We start from the raw sequence: 18,458 nt of genomic DNA on the forward strand, positions 1-18,458 counted from the left end.
GGGGGCCGTCGATGTGTCGGACACTGCGATCCGGGACGTCAGGCGCTCTTGTCGCGACGTTCGCGGTCCGTCTTGCGCGGCACGATCGTCGGCAACACGTTGTCGGTGACGGTCTCCGCGGTGACCACGACCTTCTCCACGTCGTCGCGGCTGGGGATGTCGTACATCACCGGCAGGAGAACTTCCTCCATGATCGCGCGCAGACCGCGGGCGCCGGTACCGCGGAGGATGGCCTGATCCGCGACCGCTTCCAGACCGTCGGTGGTGAACTCGAGTTCCACGCCGTCCATCTCGAACAAACGCACATATTGCTTGACGAGTGCGTTCTTCGGCTCGGACAGGATCTGCACCAGCGATTCCTTGTCGAGGTTCGTCACCGACGCCACGACAGGCAACCGACCGATGAACTCGGGGATCAGACCGAACTTGATCAGATCTTCCGGCATGACCTCGGAGAAGTGATCGGTGGTGTCGATCTCCGCCTTCGAACGCACCTCGGCGCCGAATCCGATACCGCGCTTGCCGACGCGGTCGGAGACGATTCGCTCGAGCCCGGCGAAGGCACCCGCGACGATGAACAGCACGTTGGTGGTGTCGATCTGGATGAATTCCTGGTGCGGATGCTTGCGACCGCCCTGCGGAGGCACCGATGCCTGTGTGCCCTCGAGGATCTTCAGCAGCGCCTGCTGCACGCCCTCACCGGACACATCCCGGGTGATCGACGGATTCTCGCTCTTGCGGGCGATCTTGTCGACCTCGTCGATGTAGATGATGCCGGTCTCGGCGCGCTTGACGTCGTAGTCCGCGGCCTGGATCAGCTTGAGCAGGATGTTCTCGACGTCCTCGCCGACGTAGCCGGCTTCGGTGAGGGCAGTCGCGTCGGCGATCGCGAACGGCACGTTCAGCATCTTCGCCAGGGTCTGGGCAAGGTAGGTCTTGCCGCAACCCGTGGGGCCGAGCAACAAGATGTTGGACTTGGCGAGTTCGACGGTCTCACCGCGCGCGTCGCGCGTCTTGTCGCCAGCCTGGATGCGCTTGTAGTGGTTGTAGACCGCAACGGCGAGAGTCCGTTTCGCCGGATCCTGCCCGATCACGTAGTTGTCGAGGAACTCCCGGATCTCCGCGGGCTTGGGCAACTCGTCGAGTTTGACCTCGCTCGATTCGGCGAGTTCCTCCTCGATGATCTCGTTGCACAAGTCGATGCACTCGTCGCAGATGTAGACACCGGGGCCCGCAATGAGCTTTTTGACCTGCTTCTGGCTCTTTCCGCAGAACGAGCACTTGAGAAGGTCTCCGCCGTCACCGATACGTGCCATCTGTCAGGTCCCTACTTCCTCGTGTGCGTGCACCGAACTCCGAAACCGCCGACAACGCCGGTCCGGCGAGCGCGCCCTTGGGTCGACCGTACCCGGAGAGCACTACGCAGGTCGACCGGTTCTCCGGGTTTCGAACGTCATATTTGCGTGCCGTGACGGATGCCCGGCCCGGACCGTGTGGACCGGCCCGGTCCGGAACTGCCGCCGGCAGCGATCCCGTACCGGGCCGTCGCGGTCACTTCCACTTCTGGATCGCGGCTACTTCTGTGTCGCGGCTACTTCTGTGTCGCGGCTACTTCTGTGCCGAGAGTTTGCGGTACTCGAGCACGTTGTCGATCAGACCGTACTCGACAGCTTCGGCGGCGGTGAGGATCTTGTCGCGGTCGGTGTCCTTGCGGATCTGCTCGGCGTCCTTGCCCGTGTGCCTGGCGAGGGTGGTCTCCATGAGGCGACGCATGCGCTCGATCTCGGCGGCCTGGATCTCCAGGTCGGAAACCTGGCCCTGGATGCCACCGGTCGCGGGCTGATGGATCAGCACGCGGGCGTTCGGCAACGCCAGCCGCTTACCCGGGGTGCCCGCGGCGAGCAGCACGGCCGCCGCCGACGCCGCCTGACCGAGGCACACGGTGGTGATGTCGGCGCGCACGTACTGCATGGTGTCGTAGATCGCCATCAGGGAGGTAAACGAACCACCGGGCGAGTTGATGTACATGGTGATGTCGCGGTCCGGGTCGAGGGACTCGAGCACCAGCAGCTGCGCCATGACGTCGTTGGCCGATGCGTCGTCGACCTGCACCCCGAGGAAGATGATGCGTTCCTCGAACAGCTTGTTGTACGGGTTGGATTCCTTGACGCCGTAGCTCGAATGCTCGATGAACGACGGCAGGATGTAACGCGAGGAGGGGCCTGCCGGAGCGGCTCCGCCCAGAGCGCGGGGGTCGAAAAGGTTGGTCATCGCTTCTCCAAGAAGTTCGTGATGCGTGGGACGGATCTCGTCGGGTTCGGCCTAGTTGCCGGTGCCACCGGCCTGCGTGGCCCGGGACACGACGTGGTCGACGAACCCGTATTCGAGCGCCTCGGCCGCGGTGAACCAACGGTCGCGGTCGGAGTCGATGGTGATCTGCTCGACCGTCTGACCGGTGTGCTCGGCGATGAGCGCGGCCATCTCCCGCTTGGTGTGCGCGAACTGCTCGGCCATGATCGCGATGTCGCTGGCCGTACCACCGATACCCGCCGACGGCTGATGCATCATGATCCGGGCGTGCGGCAGGGCGTACCGCTTGCCCTTGGTGCCTGCCGAGAGCAGGAACTGCCCCATCGACGCGGCCAGGCCCATGCCGAACGTGGCGACATCGCACTCGACGAACTTCATGGTGTCGAAGATCGCCATGCCCGCGGACACCGAACCGCCCGGCGAGTTGATGTACAGGGAGATGTCGCGCGACGGGTCCTCCGCCGCGAGCAAGAGGATCTGCGCGCACAGCTTGTTGGCGATGTCGTCGTCAACCTGGGTGCCGAGGAAGATGATCCGCTCGCGGAGCAGGCGTTCGTACACCGAGTCGCTGAGGTTCAGCCCACCGGTGGCCGAGGTCATCGTCGGACCGCTGGATGTCGCCGGATTCTGAGGAGTCACGGGTACCTGCCTTCTCGTCAATCGTGGATTGCTGACACAGACACTAACGAAATTGGGGCGGCACCGGATGCCCGGTGCCGCCCCAATTCGCTTACAGCAGAACGATCCGCGTGAACTACTCGGCGGATTCGTCGGCCGCGGACTTGTCTTCGGCGTCCTCGTCGGTCTTCGAACCGAACATCGACTCGGTGTCGACGGTGGCGCCGGTGGTGTCGGTGACGGCGGCCTGGTTCACCACGCTGCCGAGCGCCTTACCACGACGAACGTCCGCGAAGATCGCACCGAGCTGGTTGGCCTGGCTGATCTGCTGAATGAACTGCTCGGGCGGAATGCCGTAGCGCTGCGCCTGGAAGAAGATGCGCTCGGTGAGCTCCTGCTGCTCGACCGTGGTGCCCTCGGCCTCGGCGATCGCATCCAGCAGCAGCTGCGTCTTGACGGCCCGTTCAGCGGACTCGCGGGCGTCGGTGTCGAACTCCTCGCGGCTCGACCCCTGCTCCTCGAGCAGCTCGTTGAACTTGGTCTCGTCGTGGTCGAGGCCGTGAATGGCGTCGTGCAGCGCACCGTCGACCTCGGCCTGCACCACGGCCTCGGGCAGCGGAATCTCGACGGTCTCGAGCAGTGTCTCGAGGATCTTGTCGCGGATCTCACCGGCCTGCTCGACCTGCTTGACACGCTCGACCCGCTCACGCAGATCGGCCTTCAACTCGTCGAGGGTGTCGAACTCGCTCGCGAGCTGCGCGAAGTCGTCGTCCTCGGCGGGGAGCTCGCGCTCCTTGACGGAGTTCACCGTGACGGTGACCACCGCTTCCTTGTCGGCGAACTCACCGGCGACGAGCGTCGAGGTGAAGTCCTTCGAGCCGCCGGCTTCGAGACCGATGACCGCCTCGTCGAGTCCTTCGATGAGCTGACCGGAACCGACCTCGTGGGACAGCCCCTCGGTCGCGGCCTCCGGGACAGCCTCGCCGTCGACGGTCGCCGACAGGTCGATGGAGACGAAGTCGCCGTCCTGCACGGCCCGCTCGACGCCCGTCAGGGTGCCGAAACGCTGACGCAGCGACAGGAGCTGCTCGGCGACGTCCTCATCGGAGATCTCGACGGGATCGACGGTGACGGCGAGACCGGAGAAGTCGGGGAGGGCGATCTCGGGGCGGACATCGACCTCGGCGGTGAACGCGAGCTCGACGTTGTCCTCGATCTTGGTGAGCTCGATCTCGGGCTGACCGATGACCTTGACGTCGTTGGCGGTCACTGCCTCGCTGTAGCGGGGGCCGATCGCGTCGTTGACGACCTGTTCGAGAACGGCACCGCGGCCGACACGGGCCTCGAGGAGCTTGCGGGGAGCCTTCCCGGGGCGGAAGCCGGGCAGACGGATCTGGCCGGCGAGGGCCTGGAATGCGCGGTCGAAATCAGGCGCGAGTTCCTCGAAGGGCACCTCAACGTTGATACGGACTCGCGTCGGGCTGAGCTGCTCGACGGTGCTCTTCACGGAAATGCTCCTTCTGTGTCGTGCTCTGTGTTGTCGTTCTCTGCATCACGGTCGTTCCACCGCGGGCGCCGATGCTCCGCCGCCATTCGATCTGGTCGGGATGACAGGATTCGAACCTGCGACCCTCCGCTCCCAAAGCGGATGCGCTACCAAGCTGCGCCACATCCCGTTGTCCAACCGGCCCCCAACAGACTGCCCGAGGACCCGCTGACGAATCCTACGGCCCCCCGATTATGAAATCCAAAGCGAGGTTCGGTACAGTCGCATCCGGCAGCGACCGAGACGGCGATCCCGGCAGAAGTCGCTGGCTTGTGGGGATGTAGCTCAATGGTAGAGCCCCAGTCTTCCAAACTGGCTACGCGGGTTCGATTCCCGTCATCCCCTCCATGGGAGCTCACGCCCGTCACCACATGCGGTGACGGGCGTGTAGTCGTATCCCTCGTCCCGAGACCCGGTCACCGTTTCGACTCGAAACGGTCATCACACCGAGATCGAACGCGCTCGGCCGGGAGCGGTATGAGACCGTTCCGATCATGAACGACGCCGCCGGTGGTCCCGACGCACCTCCGGAGCACACAGCACCCCCGCAGAACACAGAACCCCCGGAGCACACCGCGATGCGGTCGACGATCGTCGCTGCCGTCCTGCTCGACGCCTCCCCCGACTGGGATCGTGTCGGCGAGATCCTCGCCGGGGGCACGCTGGAGGCACCCGCGTTCCGGCACCGCGTCGTCGACGTCCCGTTCGGTCTCGCCCCACCGCGGTGGGCAGGTGAACACGGCTCGGACCTGCCGTGGCAACTCGACCGGGTGACCCTGCCCGCCTCCACCACCTTCGACGACGTCCTCGAGTACGCCCGTGCGACCGTTCCCACCGCGCTGCCCGAGCAACCTCGGTGGGAGTTGACCCTGGTCGACGGGTTGCGCGGCGGCCAATCCGCGCTACTCATCCGCATCCATCACGCATATGCCGACAGTGCCGACGGCACCCACATCACCGCTCGCATCGTCGACCTCGAGCGAAACCGTCCGGACGCGGAGCAGGTGCCCGTCGTGGGCGCGGCGGACACCGCCGATGGCATCGCCGACCGGGCGTTGAACTCGATCGGTTCCCTCGCCGAATCGATAGCGGGACTGGTGCAGGCACTGACCATGCCACTTCGCCGACTCGTGTCGCCGAGCGAACCCGACGAATCCGACAGTCGCCGCTTCCATGTCGTCGACGTGCCACTCGCCGAGATGCGCGCCGCCGCCGCGCGCGCAGACAGCACTCTGGACAGCGCGTTCCTCGCGGCGGTTCTGCTCGGGCTCGCCGACTACCGGTTCCGACACGGCACCGACGTCGACGAACTGAGCCTGGCGATGCCCTCGGCCGATACCGACGGCGGTGGCAGTGGAATCACGCTGTCGCGGGCGGACCTGCCGGTTCCCGCCGGCGATCCTGCCCTGCTCATGCGACTGCTCGACGAGTTCTCCGGACCCCCAACCGAACCCGGCAGACGACTCGCTCCCCCGCCGAGTCTGCTGCCCGAGGTGGCGGACGATCCCCTCCGCCACGACGACGTGTTCGCCTGCACCGTGCCGGGATCGCACGTGCCGCTGTATGTGGCGGGGGCGAAGATCGAGAAATACTACGGCTTCGGACCCACGCTCGGTTCGGCCTTCAACGTGACCCTGATGTCGTATCTGGACAATTGTTGCCTCGGGTTCACCGTCGACACCGATGCGGTACGAGACGGCGCGATGTTCGACGACTGTGTTCGGGCCGGACTGCACGCAGTCCTCGACAGCTGAACCGTCGGTACGCTGGTTGTCGTACCTGCACGCACCTGTGGGAAGGCATCCGTCGTGGAACTCCTGCTCATCGTCCTCGCCGTCGGAGCAGTCGTGTACTTCGTGTCGCGCAGCCAGAAGAAGTCGCTCGATCACGGCACTGTTCGACTCGACGACGCGAAGGCAGATGCCCGCCAGGCAATCGAACGTCTCGGCGGTCAGATCTACAACCTGACCGGCACCGACGACGCGTCCAAGCAGGCACTCGCGGACGCGGCCGAACGCTATACCGCCGCGGGCTCGCAGATCGACCAGGCACAAACACCAGCACAGGCGCGGTTGGCGAAGCAGAGCGCGCTCGAAGGTCTGTACTACATCCGCGCCGCACGCACCGCGATGGGGATGGATCCAGGTCCGGATATTCCGTCGCTCGACGGCCAGAAGTCGGCCGGTGCCGTCACCGAGGACCGACAGATCGAATTCGAGGGCAGGCAGGTCGCCGCGTCGCCGTCGCCGTCGCCGCGAACCCCGAACTACTACCCGGGCGGCCGGGTCGCGGGTCGGCCGGTACCTGCCGGCTGGTATTCGGAACCGTGGTGGAAGCCGGCCTTGGTCGCGGGAGCGTGGGGTGTCGGGTCGATGCTGTTGTTCTCGGCGATGTTCTCGGGCATGGCCGGCGTGCCGTACGGCGAGCAGGAGTTCGCGAACGGCGCGGGTGACGGTACCGCGGACACCGGCGATGCCGGCGATGCCGGTGGCGGATACGACGGTGGCGGCGGTGCTGACGGCGACGGTGGTGGCGGGTACGACGGCGGTGGCGGGTACGACGGCGGTGGCGGGTACGACGGCGGTGGTGGGTACGACGGCGGTGGCGGATTCGACGGTGGCGGATTCGACGGGTTCTGATCTGTACTCGGATGCCGGATCGAGGCCCGGCGACCGGTCCGATCGGGATCATCGACTCTGGACGCGGCCGACGCGGTGTGCAATCGTCCGAGGATGAGCAGCGCCGGGCGCCGTATGGCACAGACCGACTTCCTGACCTGGAGCATGGAACAGGATCCCGCGCTGCGCTCGACGATCGTCGCCGTCATCGCACTCGACTCGTCCCCCGACTGGGACCGTGTCGTCGAGATGATGGATCGCGGGACCCGCGACGTCCCGCGCTTCCGGCATCATGTGGTGCCCGTCCCGCCGGGTATGGGAGCACCACGCTGGGTTGCCGACCCGAATTTCGATTTGTCCTGGCATCTGCGGCACGTCGCCTTGCCGTCGCCAGGCACGATCGACGATGTTCTCGAACTCGCGCGCGTCGCCGTGATGACCTCGTTCGACCGGGCTCGGCCGCTGTGGGAGTTGACGGTTGTCGACGGTCTGGCGGACGGTCGCGCGGCGGTTCTGCTCAAGGTTCATCACGCATTGACCGATGGACTCGGCGGCATGCAGATCACCGCACACATCGTCGATCTCGCGCGGGCGGGCACACCCCGACCGGAGCCGGCCGAGCCGCCGGAACCGGAACACCTCGGCTACTGGGACGTGGCCGTCGATGCGCTCGACGACTATCGAGAACAGGCGCGCGACCTGCTCGGCTGGGGATTGCGGTCGATGTGGCCGGCGACGCGAGCGGTATTCACCGACCCGATCGGTGCCGCCCGCGGCGTGTTCGGCACGGCGACGTCGATGGTCCGGTATCTGCGTCCGATCACCACGACCGCGTCACCCGTGATGACGGACCGCGCGCTGGGCCGCTTCCTCTACTCGGTCGAGGTGCCGCTCGACGCGCTGCGCAATGCGGGTTGCCGAGCCGGATGCACCGTCAACAGCGTGTACCTCACGGCGCTCGTCGTCGGCCTGGGGCACTATCACCGCAAGCACGGCGCCGACGTCGACGCGCTGCGGGTGACGATGCCACTGAGCGTGCGCCGGCCGGACGACGAGATGGGTGGCAACCGCATCAATCTGGCCCGATTCGCGGTACCGGTACGGACCGACGACGTGGACGACCTGATGCGGGAGATCGAATCGATCGTCGCGCAGTGGCGGTCGGAACCGGCCGTCGAGATGGGCGAAATACTTGCCACACCACTGAATCTGCTGCCGGCGGGGGTGATCGGAAACATGTTCGCGCACGTCGATTTCGTGGCGTCGAACGTCCCGGGATCACCGGTGCCGCTGTACGTGGCCGGTGCACGGGCCGAGCGGTACTACGCGTTCGGTCCGACGCTCGGGTCTGCCTTCAATGTGGTGCTGGTGTCGTACCTCGGTACGTGCTGCCTGGGTTTCACGCTCGACACCGGCGCGGTGCCCGACCGGGACGTGTTCGAGGAGTGCATGCGCGCCGGGATCAGAGACGTCGTCGGTGACATCTCGGTCGAGCGGTGACAACTCGGTCCAGCCAGGGTGACGATCAGGCGGGTTGGCACCTCGGGCACCAGAACAGGTTGCGGGCCTGCATGACGGCGTGCAGGACGGGGGTGCCGCACACGCGGCAGGGGTCACCAGCGCGGCGGTAGACGTAGGTGCGGGGCCGGTCCTTCGCATACGCCGGGGCACCGTGGTCGTGTTCGGATCGCACGACATGCATGCGGCCACGATCCATCCCGATCCGCATGAGCTCGACCAGATCGGTCCACATGGCGTCGAACTCGCTGCGCACCAAGTCTTTTCCGGGACGATGCGGGTCGATCGCGTGACGGAACAGCACTTCGGCCCGATAGACGTTCCCGACCCCGGCGATCACCGCCTGGTTCATCAGAAGGGATCCGATCGCGGTGCGGGACTTGGATATCCGCACCCATGCCCGGTCGGGGTCGGCGTCGTCACGCAGCGGGTCCGGTCCGAGGCGCGCCTCGATCGCGTCGACCTCGTGGGGGCCGAGCACGTCGCATGCGGCCGGGCCGCGCAGATCGCTGCCGTGCCGGGCGCCGACCATCCGCATCCGCACCTGCCCGACCGGCAGCCCCAGCGGCAGGGTTGATTCGGTGAATTCACCGTAGATCCCGAGGTGCACGTGCACGACCGCGCCGGTCTCGTAGTGGTGGAACAGGTGCTTGCCCCACGCTTCGGTGTGGGTCAGCACCCGCCCGTCGACGAGCGCGGCGCCCGCCGAAAAGCGCCCCTGCGGGCTCGACACCCGCACCACCGCACCGGCGTAGTGCTGCTGGTGCAGGCGGGCGAGCCGATGAAGTATGTGTCCTTCGGGCACCGGACCGTCGAACCTCCGGGAACGACCGGCAGCTAGGCGCCGGGAACGGCCGGAGCGACGCCGGACTTCTCGTACTCGGCGAGAATGTCGATGCGGCGCTGGTGCCGCTCCTCGTTCGACCACGCGGTCGCCAGGAACGCATCGACGATCGCGAGCGTCTCCTCGAGGCTGTGCATGCGACCACCGATACCGATGAGCTGCGCGTTGTTGTGCTCGCGGGCGAGCGTGGCGGTCTCGACGCTCCACGCGAGCGCGCAGCGGGCGCCGGGCACCTTGTTCGCGGCGATCTGCTCGCCGTTGCCGCTGCCCCCGAGGACGATGCCGAGGCTGCCCTCGTCGGCGACGGTGCGGCGTGCCGCCTCGATGCAGAATGCCGGGTAGTCGTCCTGGGCGTCGTATTCGTGTGCGCCGCAGTCGACGGCCTCGTGACCCTTGGCGGTCAGGTGTTCGATGATCTCGTTCTTACGTTCGAAGCCGGCGTGGTCGGCACCCAGGTAAACGCGCATGGGATGAGAGTCTAACGAGCACCTGCCTGCGCCCCGACCCGCGGCCACAGATCACGTCGTTTCCGGATCAGGATTTGCGACCACGCGCCGCCGCGGCAGCGGTGGCGGCGGGCATCCGCACGGTGAACCGAGCGCCGGTCCCGATCCCGTCACTGTGCGCGATCAGTGTGCCGCCGTGTGCCTCGACGAGTGCGCGGGCAATGGTCAGTCCGATACCGCTGCCGCCCTCCCGTCGTCCGCGTGCCGTGTCCACCCGGTAGAACCGGTCGAAGAGGTGCCCGAGGTGCTCGGTGGGAATTCCCTCGCCGTTGTCGGTGACGGTGATGTCGGTCCATCCGCCGCGAGCCTCGCAGGAAGCGACGACGACGGTTCCCCCGGCGGGGGTGTGGCGCAGGGCGTTGTCGAGCAAGTTGCCCAGCACCTGCCCGATCCGGTCCGGATCGACGGACACCGGGGCGGCATGTGCGGTCTCGTCACGCAGGGTGACGTTCGCGGCGGTATAGCGGTCCGCGGCGACGCGGACAGCGGTCTCGACGAGGGTGCGGGTGTCGGTGGCCACGCGTGAGATGGCGAGTCGGCGCTCCTCGGCGCGGGAGACTGCGCCCATGTCCTCGGCGAGTCGCTCGAGGCGGACGGTGCTCGACCGCAGGATCCCCAGCGTATCGGCGTCGAGGTCTCGGATGCCGTCCTCGATGGCTTCGAGGTGTGCGTCGAGGGTGGCCAGCGGAGTGCGCATCTCGTGCGCGAGATCCGAGAGCATGCGGCGACGGATGGCCTCGATCGAGTCGAGCCGGTCGGCGAGCCGGTTGATCGTCTCCGCGAGTTGGTCGAATTCGCGCCCGAGGCCGAGTCCGGGTAGACGCCCGCCGTAGTGGCCGCCGGCGATCTCCGTGGCCGAGGCCGCCACTGCCGTGATCGAACGTTGGACCCTGCGTGTGAAATACCAGCTTACGGCCAGCGCTATCAGCGCCGAGACCAGCAGCGCGATCGTCAGAGAAATGATCATCGCCGAAGAAAATGCCTGCTCGACGTGCGCGGCCTCGGTCGAGACCTGATCGATGCCTGCCTGTTGCAGGTGGTTGTGGAACAGGCCCGGTGCGACAGCGACGGCGACCAGCGAGGCGCTGATCGCGCCGCCGACGACGACGATCGACTGTGCACCCATGAGCCGCGTGCCGAACCCGGCACTGCGCCCCTTCGTGTCCGGTCGTGTCGGCACCGGGGGAAGTGCGGTCATCGTCCCGCCCCCAATCGGTATCCGACACCGCGAACAGTGCGCACGAACACTCCCTTTGTCGCGTCGTCGCCGAGTTTGCGGCGCACATGACCGATGTGCACGTCGACCAGATGTTCGTCGCCTCCCCAGTTCTGCCCCCACACCGCCGCGACCAGCTGAGCTCGGGTGAACACCAGGTTCGGACGTTCGGACAGTGCGGCAAGAATATCGAACTCGGTGCGGGTCAACGCAATCGGCGTGTCGTCTACCCACACTTCACGGGCAGCGACGTCGATGGACAACGTCCCGACGACGCGTCGCGAGGCCGCGATCCCACCGGCGTGATCGGCCGAGGGTCGGGGGCGGCGCAGCATGGCCTGAACGCGTGCGATGAGCTCACGGGGACTGAACGGTTTGGTCATGTAATCGTCGGCACCGACCGACAATCCAACCAGGGTGTCGATCTCGTCGGTGCGGGCGGTGAGCATGACGACGTACGCATCGGAAAAAGTTCGCAACTGCCGGCACACCTCGATCCCGTCGAGCCGCGGCAATCCCAGGTCCAAAACCACCACATCGGGGTCGACCTGTCGAGCCTGTTCGACGGCGTCCCGCCCGTCGTGCACGAGGGTGACCTCGAAACCGCTGCGTTCGAGATAGGTGCCCACCACCGTCGCCAACGGAATTTCGTCGTCGACCACCAATGCCCGCAGTCCGGTCGGCGGGGACGCGGGCGTGTACTGCACAGAATCCGACTGCATGATCCCCATCCTGATGGCCGCAACGACCGGGTGGCGAGTTTCTTCAGGGAACCTTCATCGAACGGCTGTCCGCAGCGCCGGGTACGGCGCTCATCCTCGGGTCCGGAACTTCGAGTGTTCGGGGCTTCGAGTATTTCGGGGCTTCGAGTATTTCGGGCTGGAGAAAGGAATGACGATGATGTTCGTCCGGGGAGTCGACTCGACCGCGACCGCAGCCCGTCGATCGGCCGAGGCGTCGGCCACGGACCGATCCCTGTTCCAGCCCCGGCACCGCCGCGCTGCGGCCGCCGCGGCGGGCGTACTTACGGCGCTGACGCTGGTGGCCTGCACCGACGGCACCGATACCACCCCGAACCCGCAGTCGACGGCACCTGTGGCCGGGCCGGGCGTGACGGTGACCGGGTCGGTGTGGGTCGCCGACGAGGGCGGTGACAGTCTGACGGTCCTCGACGCAGCGACCAGCGACGTGATAGCGACCGTGACCGGCGTGGACTCCCCCCACAACGTGCAGGTTGGGCGCGACGGCGCAACCGTGTACACGGTCAGCGGCGACGATCGGGTGATCGCCGTCGACCCGCAGACCTACACCGTCACCGCCGCCGCACCCACCGGCGTGGCGCCGGCACACGTGATCGAGGCACCCAACGGGAAGGTGTACGTCACCGACGCGGGAGACGGCACCATCTCGGTGTTCGACGCTCACGGTCTGCGACCGGCGGGGCGGATCACGGTGGGTGGGATGCCGCACGGTCTCCGGCCTTCGGGTGACGGTTCGGTGATCGTGGTCGCCGACACGGAAGCCGGCGTATTGCACCTGGTCGACCCCGCTACCGATCGTGTCACCGGGTCGGTACCGGTCGGTACCGGCCCAGTCCAGGTGGCGGTGACCGGTGACGGACGGTTCGCCTATACCGGAATCTCGGATCCTGCCGCCGTCGCCGAGGTCGATCTGGCTGCCCGCTCGGTCGTCGGCACCGTCGCGGTGCCGTCCGTTCCCGTGCAGTTGTTCCTGGCGCCGGACGAGAAGACCGTGGTCTCCGCCGACCAAGGCACCCGGGAGCAACCCGGCCGCAGTCTGTCGGTGATCGACACCGAAACGATGACGGTACGCGGCACGGTCACCACCGGCGCCGGCCCGCACGGGGTGGTGATCGACCCCTCGGGCACCCGAGCGTGGGTGACGAACATCTACGACAACACGGTATCCGTGGTGGACCTGCCCAGCCTGTCCGTGGTGGCGACCGTGCCGGTGGGTGAACGACCGAACGGGATCAGCTTCTCGCCCCACCCGCCTGCCACCGCCGACAATCGCACTGGACTGTCGGTTCCTGCGACACCGGAACCGGAAAACCCCATCGGCGAGTCACCGAACGGGGTGCATCCGGGTGAACAGGGACACTGACCGCACCGGTGATCCGCGAAATCCAGGCCACGGCGGGTTCTTCAGGGAATCTTCACGGAAGGTTGAAGATAGTCGCCGGGTGCGGCTGACACGCTCGGCGAATGGAGACGAATGAAAGAAACATGCTTCTGAAGAAGTCCTTGGCCGTCGGCGTGATCGCGGTGGTCACGACCTTCACCCTGGCCGCATGCGGTGACTCCGGCGGCGACCGGGTCACGCCCGCGACCGGATCGGTGACTGCGACCGTCAGCGCTTCCCCTGACACCGCCGCCGTCCACAACCAGGCCGACGTGATGTTCGCCCGGCAGATGGTCCTGCACCACAGCCAGGCCGTCGAGATGAGCAACATCATCATGGCCAAGGAGGGCATCGACCCACGGGTCACCGAGCTGGCCCGGCAGATCACCGCCGCGCAAGGTCCAGAGATCCAGCAGTTGCAGACCTGGCTCACCGAGTGGGGTCAGCCAACGATGCCGACGACCATGCCGGGTATGCCCATGCCGTCGCCCGATATGGGCATGCCCGGACACGACATGCCGATGCACTCCACCGTCGTACCCGACGGTAATATGGGCGGGATGAGCGGAATGATGTCGGGCGAAGACATGACCGCGCTGCACGATGCGCAGGGCGCAGAGGCTTCCCGGCTGTATCTGGCTCAGATGATCGAGCATCACCTCGGTGCGATCGCGATGGCACAGGCCGAAATCGAGACGGGGCAGAATCCCGGCGCGGTGGCGATGGCCCGATCCATCGTCGAGACCCAGCAGCAGGAGATCACCACGATGGAGGACCTCCTGGCCTCATTGTGAACGCGGCGTTGTGAACTCGGGCTGCGAATGCGGACAGAGGGACCGGGTGGTGCGGCGGGGGGAGCCGACCAACCCGGTCCAGTTCTGCAGTACCCGCGACGAGCCCGGTCTAATCGAAGCTGGGATCCTCCGTGCGGGTGCGCTTGAGTTCGAAGAAGTGCGGGTAGCCGGCGAGCGCGACCACCCCGTCCCACACCCTGCCCGCTTCCTCACCGCGCGGAATCTTCGACAGCACCGGGCCGAAGAACGCGACACCGTTGACGTGGATCGTCGGGGTCCCTACGTCCGGGCCCACCGCGTCCATGCCTGCGGCATGGCTCGCGCGCAGCGCCTCGTCGTAGGCGTCGGTGTCGGCGGCCGCCGCGAGAGCCGGATCCAGACCCAGATCGGCGAGGGCCTTGCCGATCACCACCGTGAAGTCCTTGTTGCCCTCATCGTGGATCTGGGTGCCCAGCGCCGTGTACAGCGGCTCGAGGATCTCGTCGCCGTATTTCTGGGCCGCGGCGATCGCGACGCGCACCGGACCCCAGGCCGTCTTCATCATGTCCGCGTAGTCCGCGGGCAAGTCCTTGCCCTCGTTGAGGACGGCCAAGCTCATCACATGGAATCGCGCCTCGATATCGCGCACCTGGGCGACCTCGAGAATCCATCTCGACGTGATCCAACACCAAGGACAGAGCGGGTCGAACCAGAAATCGGCAGTGTCCTTGGTTGTGGCTTCACTCACGGAAATTCTCCTCCGGATCGTGTCGTCGGCTGCCCGCGACACCCAACGCTGTCGACCGATCTCAACGCCGCAGTCCGCTGGATTCTTCCCGAACCGCACCGACCGCACCCGACAGGTCGTACCGTCGAGAAAGAACCCGGACGACTCGCGACACGGGAGAGGCGCACGATGGCCGACGAAGAAACATTCGTGATCGTCGGTGCCGGTCTGGCCGGCGCCAAAACCGCCGAGGAACTGCGCGCCCGCGATTTCGGCGGGCACATCGTGCTCCTCGGCACCGAGGAACACCTGCCGTACGAACGCCCACCGTTGTCGAAAGAGTACTTCGCCGGTTCCAAGCGACTACTGGACTTCACGGTGCAACGCGGAGACTGGTACCGCGATCACCGTGTCGAATTGCGGCTGGGCACCACCGTCACCGCGGTCGACCCGGCCGCGCACACCGTGTCGCTGCCCGACGGATCGGCAGTGCACTACGACAAACTGGCGTTGGCGACCGGTTCGCGGCCACGACTCGTTCCATTGCCGGGAGCCGATGCCGCCGGGGTGCACGTGCTGCGCACCGTCGACGACGCGGACGCGTTGCTGTCGGCGATCGAACGGGGCACGTCGACACCGGCCCGGCTGGTGATCATCGGAGCAGGCTGGATCGGTCTCGAAGTGGCCGCGAACGCCCGCGGGCGCGGTGCCGACGTGACGGTCCTCGAGACGGCCGCACAGCCCTTGCAGGCAGCTCTCGGACCCGATATCGGCGCCGTGTTCGCGGATCTGCACCGCGCGCACGGTGTGGACCTGCGGGTCCAGGCATCGGTGGCGGAGATCGTCGTCGACTCCGGTCGGGCCACCGGGGTGCGCCTCGGCGACGGCGACGTCGTCCCCGCCGACGCGGTGCTGCTCGCGGTCGGTGCGGTCCCGAACATCGAGGCTGCCCAGGCTGCGGGGCTCGCCGTCGACGGCGGTGTACTCGTCGACAGCGCGCTGACCACCAGCGACCCGGACATCGTCGCCGTCGGCGACATCGCCGAGGCCGAACATCCGGTGCTGGGCGGTCGGATCAGGGTCGAGCACTGGGCGAACGCGCTGAACCAGCCTGCGGTGGCTGCAGCGACGATGCTGGGCCGGCCCGCGTCCTACGATCGGCTCCCCTACTTCTTCACCGATCAGTACGACCTGGGAATGGAATACGTTGGGCATGCGCCGCGCGACGCCACCGTCGTCACCCGCGGCGATGTCGCGGGCCTGCAGTTCCTGGCGTTCTGGCTCGATTCCGACAATCGGGTGCGGGCCGGAATGAATGTGAACATCTGGGATGCCGGTGACGACATTCGCGCGCTGCTGAACTCGGGCGCAGCGGTGGATCCGGCGCGACTCGCCGATCCCGGTGTCGCCCTAGCCGATCTCGGCCGGTGAGTGCCGCCGCCGGAGCGGGCCGATCCGGTGAGTGTCGTCCGCTCATGATGGGATTGGGTTGTTGCACCCCGTCGTGAGAAGGAGATCTTCGTGGCACCACCGAATCTGACCCGTGAGCAGGCTGCCGAGCGGGCCGCGAACCTGACCGTCGACAACTATCGCATCGAACTCGACCTCACCGACGGTGCGGGCGCACCCGGTACCAGCATGTTCCGTTCGATCACCACGGTCACGTTCGGTGCCACCGAAGGATCGTCGACGTTCATCGACCTGATCGCGCAGACGGTGCACTCCGCAACGCTGAACGGCGCGACCGTCGATGTCTCCGGGTACGCCGAGGACACGGGACTCGCAGTGACCGGCCTTTCCGAGCGCAACGAACTGGTCGTCGACGCGGACTGCCTGTACACGAACACCGGCGAAGGCCTGCACCGGTTCGTCGACCCGACCGACGATTCGGTGTACCTGTACTCGCAGTTCGAGACGGCCGACGCCAAGCGGATGTTCGCGTGCTTCGACCAGCCGGACCTGAAGGCCACGTTCGACATCTCGGTCACCGCGCCCACCGACTGGGCGGTGATCTCGAATGCCGAGACGGTACAGACCGTCGCGGCCACCGCGGGCAGGCACATCTTCCGCACCACCCCCCGGATGAGCACCTATCTGGTCGCGCTGATCGCAGGCCCGTACTCGGTGTGGACCGACGCGTACACCGACGAGCACGGCACGATTCCGCTGGGTATCTACTGCCGCGCGTCGCTCGCCGAATTCATGGACGCCGACCGGTTGTTCACCGAGACGAAGCAGGGCTTCGACTTCTATCACCGCAATTTCGGGATGCCCTACGCGTTCGGCAAGTACGACCAGTTGTTCGTGCCGGAATTCAATGCGGGGGCTATGGAAAACGCCGGTGCCGTCACGTTCCTCGAGGACTACGTCTTCCGATCCAAGGTGACGCGATACTCGTACGAGCGGCGCGCCGAGACGGTGCTGCACGAGATGGCGCACATGTGGTTCGGCGACCTCGTCACGATGCGCTGGTGGGATGATCTGTGGCTCAACGAATCGTTCGCGACGTTCGCGTCTGTGTTGTGCCAGTCCCGCGCCACCGAATACACCAACGCGTGGACGACATTCGCGAACGTCGAGAAGTCGTGGGCGTACCGGCAGGATCAACTGCCGTCGACACATCCGATCGCCGCGGACATCCCGGACCTGGCGGCGGTGGAAGTCAACTTCGACGGCATCACCTACGCGAAGGGCGCGTCGGTGCTCAAGCAGCTCGTCGCGTATGTCGGTGAGGAACCGTTCCTGGCCGGACTGCGCGACTACTTCCGCGACCACGCCTACGCCAATGCGACCTTCGACGACCTGCTGGCGGCGCTCGAGAAGGCATCCGGCCGCGACCTGTCCGGGTGGGGTGCGCAATGGCTCAAAACGACGGGCCTGAACGTTCTGCGCCCCGATTTCGAGGTCGACGCGGACGGGAAGTTCACCCGGTTCGCGGTCGTGCAGGAAGGCGCACAGCCTGGTGCCGGTGAGTTCCGGGTGCACCGCCTGGCGATCGGCGTGTACGACGACGACGGATCGGGGAAGCTGCGGCGCACCCACCGGGTCGAGATCGACGTCGATGCCGCCGCCCGCACCGAGGTGCCGGAGTTGGTCGGGGTGCCGCGCGGCCAGTTCGTGCTCGTCAACGACGACGATCTGACGTACTGCTCGGTGCGACTCGACGAGCAGTCGCTGCGCACGGTGATCGAGCGGGTCGGGGACATCGCCGAGCCGCTGCCGCGCACGCTGGTGTGGTCGGCGGCGTGGGAGATGACACGGCAGGCCGAGCTCAAGGCCCGCGACTTCGTCGCGCTGGTGCAGCGTGGGGTAGCCGCCGAAACCGAGGTGGGTGTCGCGTCGCGGCTTCTCGTGCAGGCACACACGGCGTTGGGCAACTATGCCGATCCGAGGTGGGCGGATGCGCAGGGCTGGACGGACTACGCGAACCGGGTGCTGGAGTTGGCCCGCGACGCCGAACCGGGGTCCGATCATCAGCTCGCGTTCGTCAATGCGCTGACCGCCGCCCGGTTGTCGGCGTGGCACACCGAGGTGCTCGCCGAGTTGCTCGCCGCCGATCCGTCGACAGTGGGGCTGTCCGGGCTCGTCGTCGACACGGATCTGCGGTGGCGGATCGTGCAGGCGCTCGCCGCGGCCGGCG

General features: G+C 66.8%; 16 protein-coding genes and 2 tRNA genes. 8 read left to right on the forward strand and 10 right to left on the reverse strand.

Annotated elements, in window-relative coordinates:
• Nucleotides 1–38: 38 nt before the first annotated feature.
• From clpX to WAX14_RS11930, 5 genes are all read right to left on the reverse strand, one after another.
• Nucleotides 39–1,316, reverse strand: coding sequence for an ATP-dependent Clp protease ATP-binding subunit ClpX (gene clpX, locus WAX14_RS11910; RefSeq protein WP_422628270.1), 1,278 nt, complete (start codon nucleotides 1,314–1,316; stop codon nucleotides 39–41).
• Nucleotides 1,317–1,608: 292 nt separating this feature from the next.
• Nucleotides 1,609–2,271, reverse strand: coding sequence for an ATP-dependent Clp protease proteolytic subunit (locus WAX14_RS11915; protein ID WP_422628271.1), 663 nt, complete (start codon nucleotides 2,269–2,271; stop codon nucleotides 1,609–1,611).
• Nucleotides 2,272–2,322: 51 nt separating this feature from the next.
• The gene (locus WAX14_RS11920; protein WP_422628272.1) at nucleotides 2,323–2,910 is read right to left on the reverse strand and encodes an ATP-dependent Clp protease proteolytic subunit; all 588 of its coding nucleotides are present in this window, start codon (nucleotides 2,908–2,910) and stop codon (nucleotides 2,323–2,325) included.
• A gap of 154 nt (nucleotides 2,911–3,064) precedes the next feature.
• Complete coding sequence (tig, locus tag WAX14_RS11925) at nucleotides 3,065–4,435, reverse strand: trigger factor (protein ID WP_422628273.1); 1,371 nt, start codon at nucleotides 4,433–4,435, stop codon at nucleotides 3,065–3,067.
• A 92-nt stretch (nucleotides 4,436–4,527) separates the two neighbouring features.
• A tRNA-Pro gene (locus WAX14_RS11930) sits at nucleotides 4,528–4,604 on the reverse strand.
• A gap of 144 nt (nucleotides 4,605–4,748) precedes the next feature.
• Between WAX14_RS11930 and WAX14_RS11935 the strand changes: the two genes are divergently transcribed.
• The 4 genes from WAX14_RS11935 (at nucleotide 4,749) to WAX14_RS11950 (ending at nucleotide 8,592) form a co-directional block, all read left to right on the forward strand.
• Nucleotides 4,749–4,822, forward strand: a tRNA-Gly gene (locus tag WAX14_RS11935).
• A 146-nt stretch (nucleotides 4,823–4,968) separates the two neighbouring features.
• Complete coding sequence (locus tag WAX14_RS11940; protein ID WP_422628274.1) at nucleotides 4,969–6,228, forward strand: wax ester/triacylglycerol synthase domain-containing protein; 1,260 nt, start codon at nucleotides 4,969–4,971, stop codon at nucleotides 6,226–6,228.
• A 54-nt stretch (nucleotides 6,229–6,282) separates the two neighbouring features.
• On the forward strand, nucleotides 6,283–7,113 hold the full coding sequence (locus WAX14_RS11945) for a DUF1542 domain-containing protein (RefSeq protein WP_422628275.1): 831 nt from the start codon (nucleotides 6,283–6,285) through the stop codon (nucleotides 7,111–7,113).
• Between the two features lie 93 nt (nucleotides 7,114–7,206).
• Nucleotides 7,207–8,592 (forward strand): wax ester/triacylglycerol synthase domain-containing protein, encoded by a 1,386-nt coding sequence (locus WAX14_RS11950; RefSeq protein ID WP_422628276.1) that lies wholly within the window; start codon nucleotides 7,207–7,209, stop codon nucleotides 8,590–8,592.
• A gap of 25 nt (nucleotides 8,593–8,617) precedes the next feature.
• On the opposite strand, the gene WAX14_RS11955 is transcribed toward WAX14_RS11950, so the two are convergent.
• From WAX14_RS11955 to WAX14_RS11970, 4 genes are all read right to left on the reverse strand, one after another.
• A complete protein-coding gene (locus WAX14_RS11955) occupies nucleotides 8,618–9,415 on the reverse strand; it encodes an Fpg/Nei family DNA glycosylase (RefSeq protein WP_422628277.1) in 798 nt (265 codons plus the stop codon).
• 32 nt (nucleotides 9,416–9,447) lie between these two features.
• Entirely contained in the window at nucleotides 9,448–9,921 is a 474-nt protein-coding gene (locus WAX14_RS11960; RefSeq protein WP_422628278.1) for a ribose-5-phosphate isomerase, read from the reverse strand.
• Nucleotides 9,922–9,988: 67 nt separating this feature from the next.
• The gene (locus WAX14_RS11965; RefSeq protein ID WP_422628279.1) at nucleotides 9,989–11,158 is read right to left on the reverse strand and encodes a sensor histidine kinase; all 1,170 of its coding nucleotides are present in this window, start codon (nucleotides 11,156–11,158) and stop codon (nucleotides 9,989–9,991) included.
• On the reverse strand, nucleotides 11,155–11,898 hold the full coding sequence (locus WAX14_RS11970; RefSeq protein WP_422628280.1) for a response regulator: 744 nt from the start codon (nucleotides 11,896–11,898) through the stop codon (nucleotides 11,155–11,157). Before WAX14_RS11970 ends, WAX14_RS11965 begins: the two co-directional genes overlap by 4 nt.
• Before the next feature lie 175 nt (nucleotides 11,899–12,073).
• Between WAX14_RS11970 and WAX14_RS11975 the strand changes: the two genes are divergently transcribed.
• Nucleotides 12,074–13,300: a hypothetical protein gene (locus WAX14_RS11975; RefSeq protein ID WP_422628281.1), complete on the forward strand. Its 1,227-nt coding sequence runs from the start codon at nucleotides 12,074–12,076 to the stop codon at nucleotides 13,298–13,300.
• A 122-nt stretch (nucleotides 13,301–13,422) separates the two neighbouring features.
• Complete coding sequence (locus WAX14_RS11980) at nucleotides 13,423–14,112, forward strand: DUF305 domain-containing protein (protein WP_422628282.1); 690 nt, start codon at nucleotides 13,423–13,425, stop codon at nucleotides 14,110–14,112.
• A 109-nt stretch (nucleotides 14,113–14,221) separates the two neighbouring features.
• Here the strand turns inward: WAX14_RS11980 and WAX14_RS11985 are convergent, their stop codons facing one another.
• Nucleotides 14,222–14,845 carry a DsbA family protein gene (locus WAX14_RS11985; protein WP_422628285.1) on the reverse strand — a complete coding sequence of 208 codons (624 nt, stop codon included), beginning with the start codon at nucleotides 14,843–14,845 and terminating at the stop codon, nucleotides 14,222–14,224.
• 162 nt (nucleotides 14,846–15,007) lie between these two features.
• Here WAX14_RS11985 and WAX14_RS11990 point away from each other — a divergent pair, with 162 nt between their 5' ends.
• Nucleotides 15,008–16,249: an NAD(P)/FAD-dependent oxidoreductase gene (locus WAX14_RS11990; RefSeq protein WP_422628283.1), complete on the forward strand. Its 1,242-nt coding sequence runs from the start codon at nucleotides 15,008–15,010 to the stop codon at nucleotides 16,247–16,249.
• Nucleotides 16,250–16,339: 90 nt separating this feature from the next.
• The coding region (gene pepN / locus WAX14_RS11995; protein ID WP_422628284.1) for an aminopeptidase N at nucleotides 16,340–18,458 on the forward strand (2,119 nt) is incomplete at its 3' end.

Source organism: Rhodococcus sp. (in: high G+C Gram-positive bacteria), from assembly GCF_049299235.1.
Lineage (GTDB): Bacteria > Actinomycetota > Actinomycetes > Mycobacteriales > Mycobacteriaceae > Rhodococcus.

Excerpts from the sequence above, each read along its gene's own strand:
- WAX14_RS11975 (WP_422628281.1), top strand. The coding sequence starts at position 12,074 with ATGATGTTCGTCCGGGGAGTCGACTCGACCGCGACCGCAGCCCGTCGA.
- WAX14_RS11940 (WP_422628274.1), top strand. The coding sequence starts at position 4,969 with ATGAACGACGCCGCCGGTGGTCCCGACGCACCTCCGGAGCACACAGCA.
- WAX14_RS11970 (WP_422628280.1), bottom strand. The coding sequence starts at position 11,898 with ATGCAGTCGGATTCTGTGCAGTACACGCCCGCGTCCCCGCCGACCGGA.
- WAX14_RS11980 (WP_422628282.1), top strand. The coding sequence starts at position 13,423 with ATGCTTCTGAAGAAGTCCTTGGCCGTCGGCGTGATCGCGGTGGTCACG.
- WAX14_RS11915 (WP_422628271.1), bottom strand. The coding sequence starts at position 2,271 with ATGACCAACCTTTTCGACCCCCGCGCTCTGGGCGGAGCCGCTCCGGCA.
- WAX14_RS11960 (WP_422628278.1), bottom strand. The coding sequence starts at position 9,921 with ATGCGCGTTTACCTGGGTGCCGACCACGCCGGCTTCGAACGTAAGAAC.
- WAX14_RS11920 (WP_422628272.1), bottom strand. The coding sequence starts at position 2,910 with ATGACCTCGGCCACCGGTGGGCTGAACCTCAGCGACTCGGTGTACGAA.
- WAX14_RS11990 (WP_422628283.1), top strand. The coding sequence starts at position 15,008 with ATGGCCGACGAAGAAACATTCGTGATCGTCGGTGCCGGTCTGGCCGGC.
- WAX14_RS11965 (WP_422628279.1), bottom strand. The coding sequence starts at position 11,158 with ATGACCGCACTTCCCCCGGTGCCGACACGACCGGACACGAAGGGGCGC.
- clpX (WP_422628270.1), bottom strand. The coding sequence starts at position 1,316 with ATGGCACGTATCGGTGACGGCGGAGACCTTCTCAAGTGCTCGTTCTGC.
- WAX14_RS11950 (WP_422628276.1), top strand. The coding sequence starts at position 7,207 with ATGAGCAGCGCCGGGCGCCGTATGGCACAGACCGACTTCCTGACCTGG.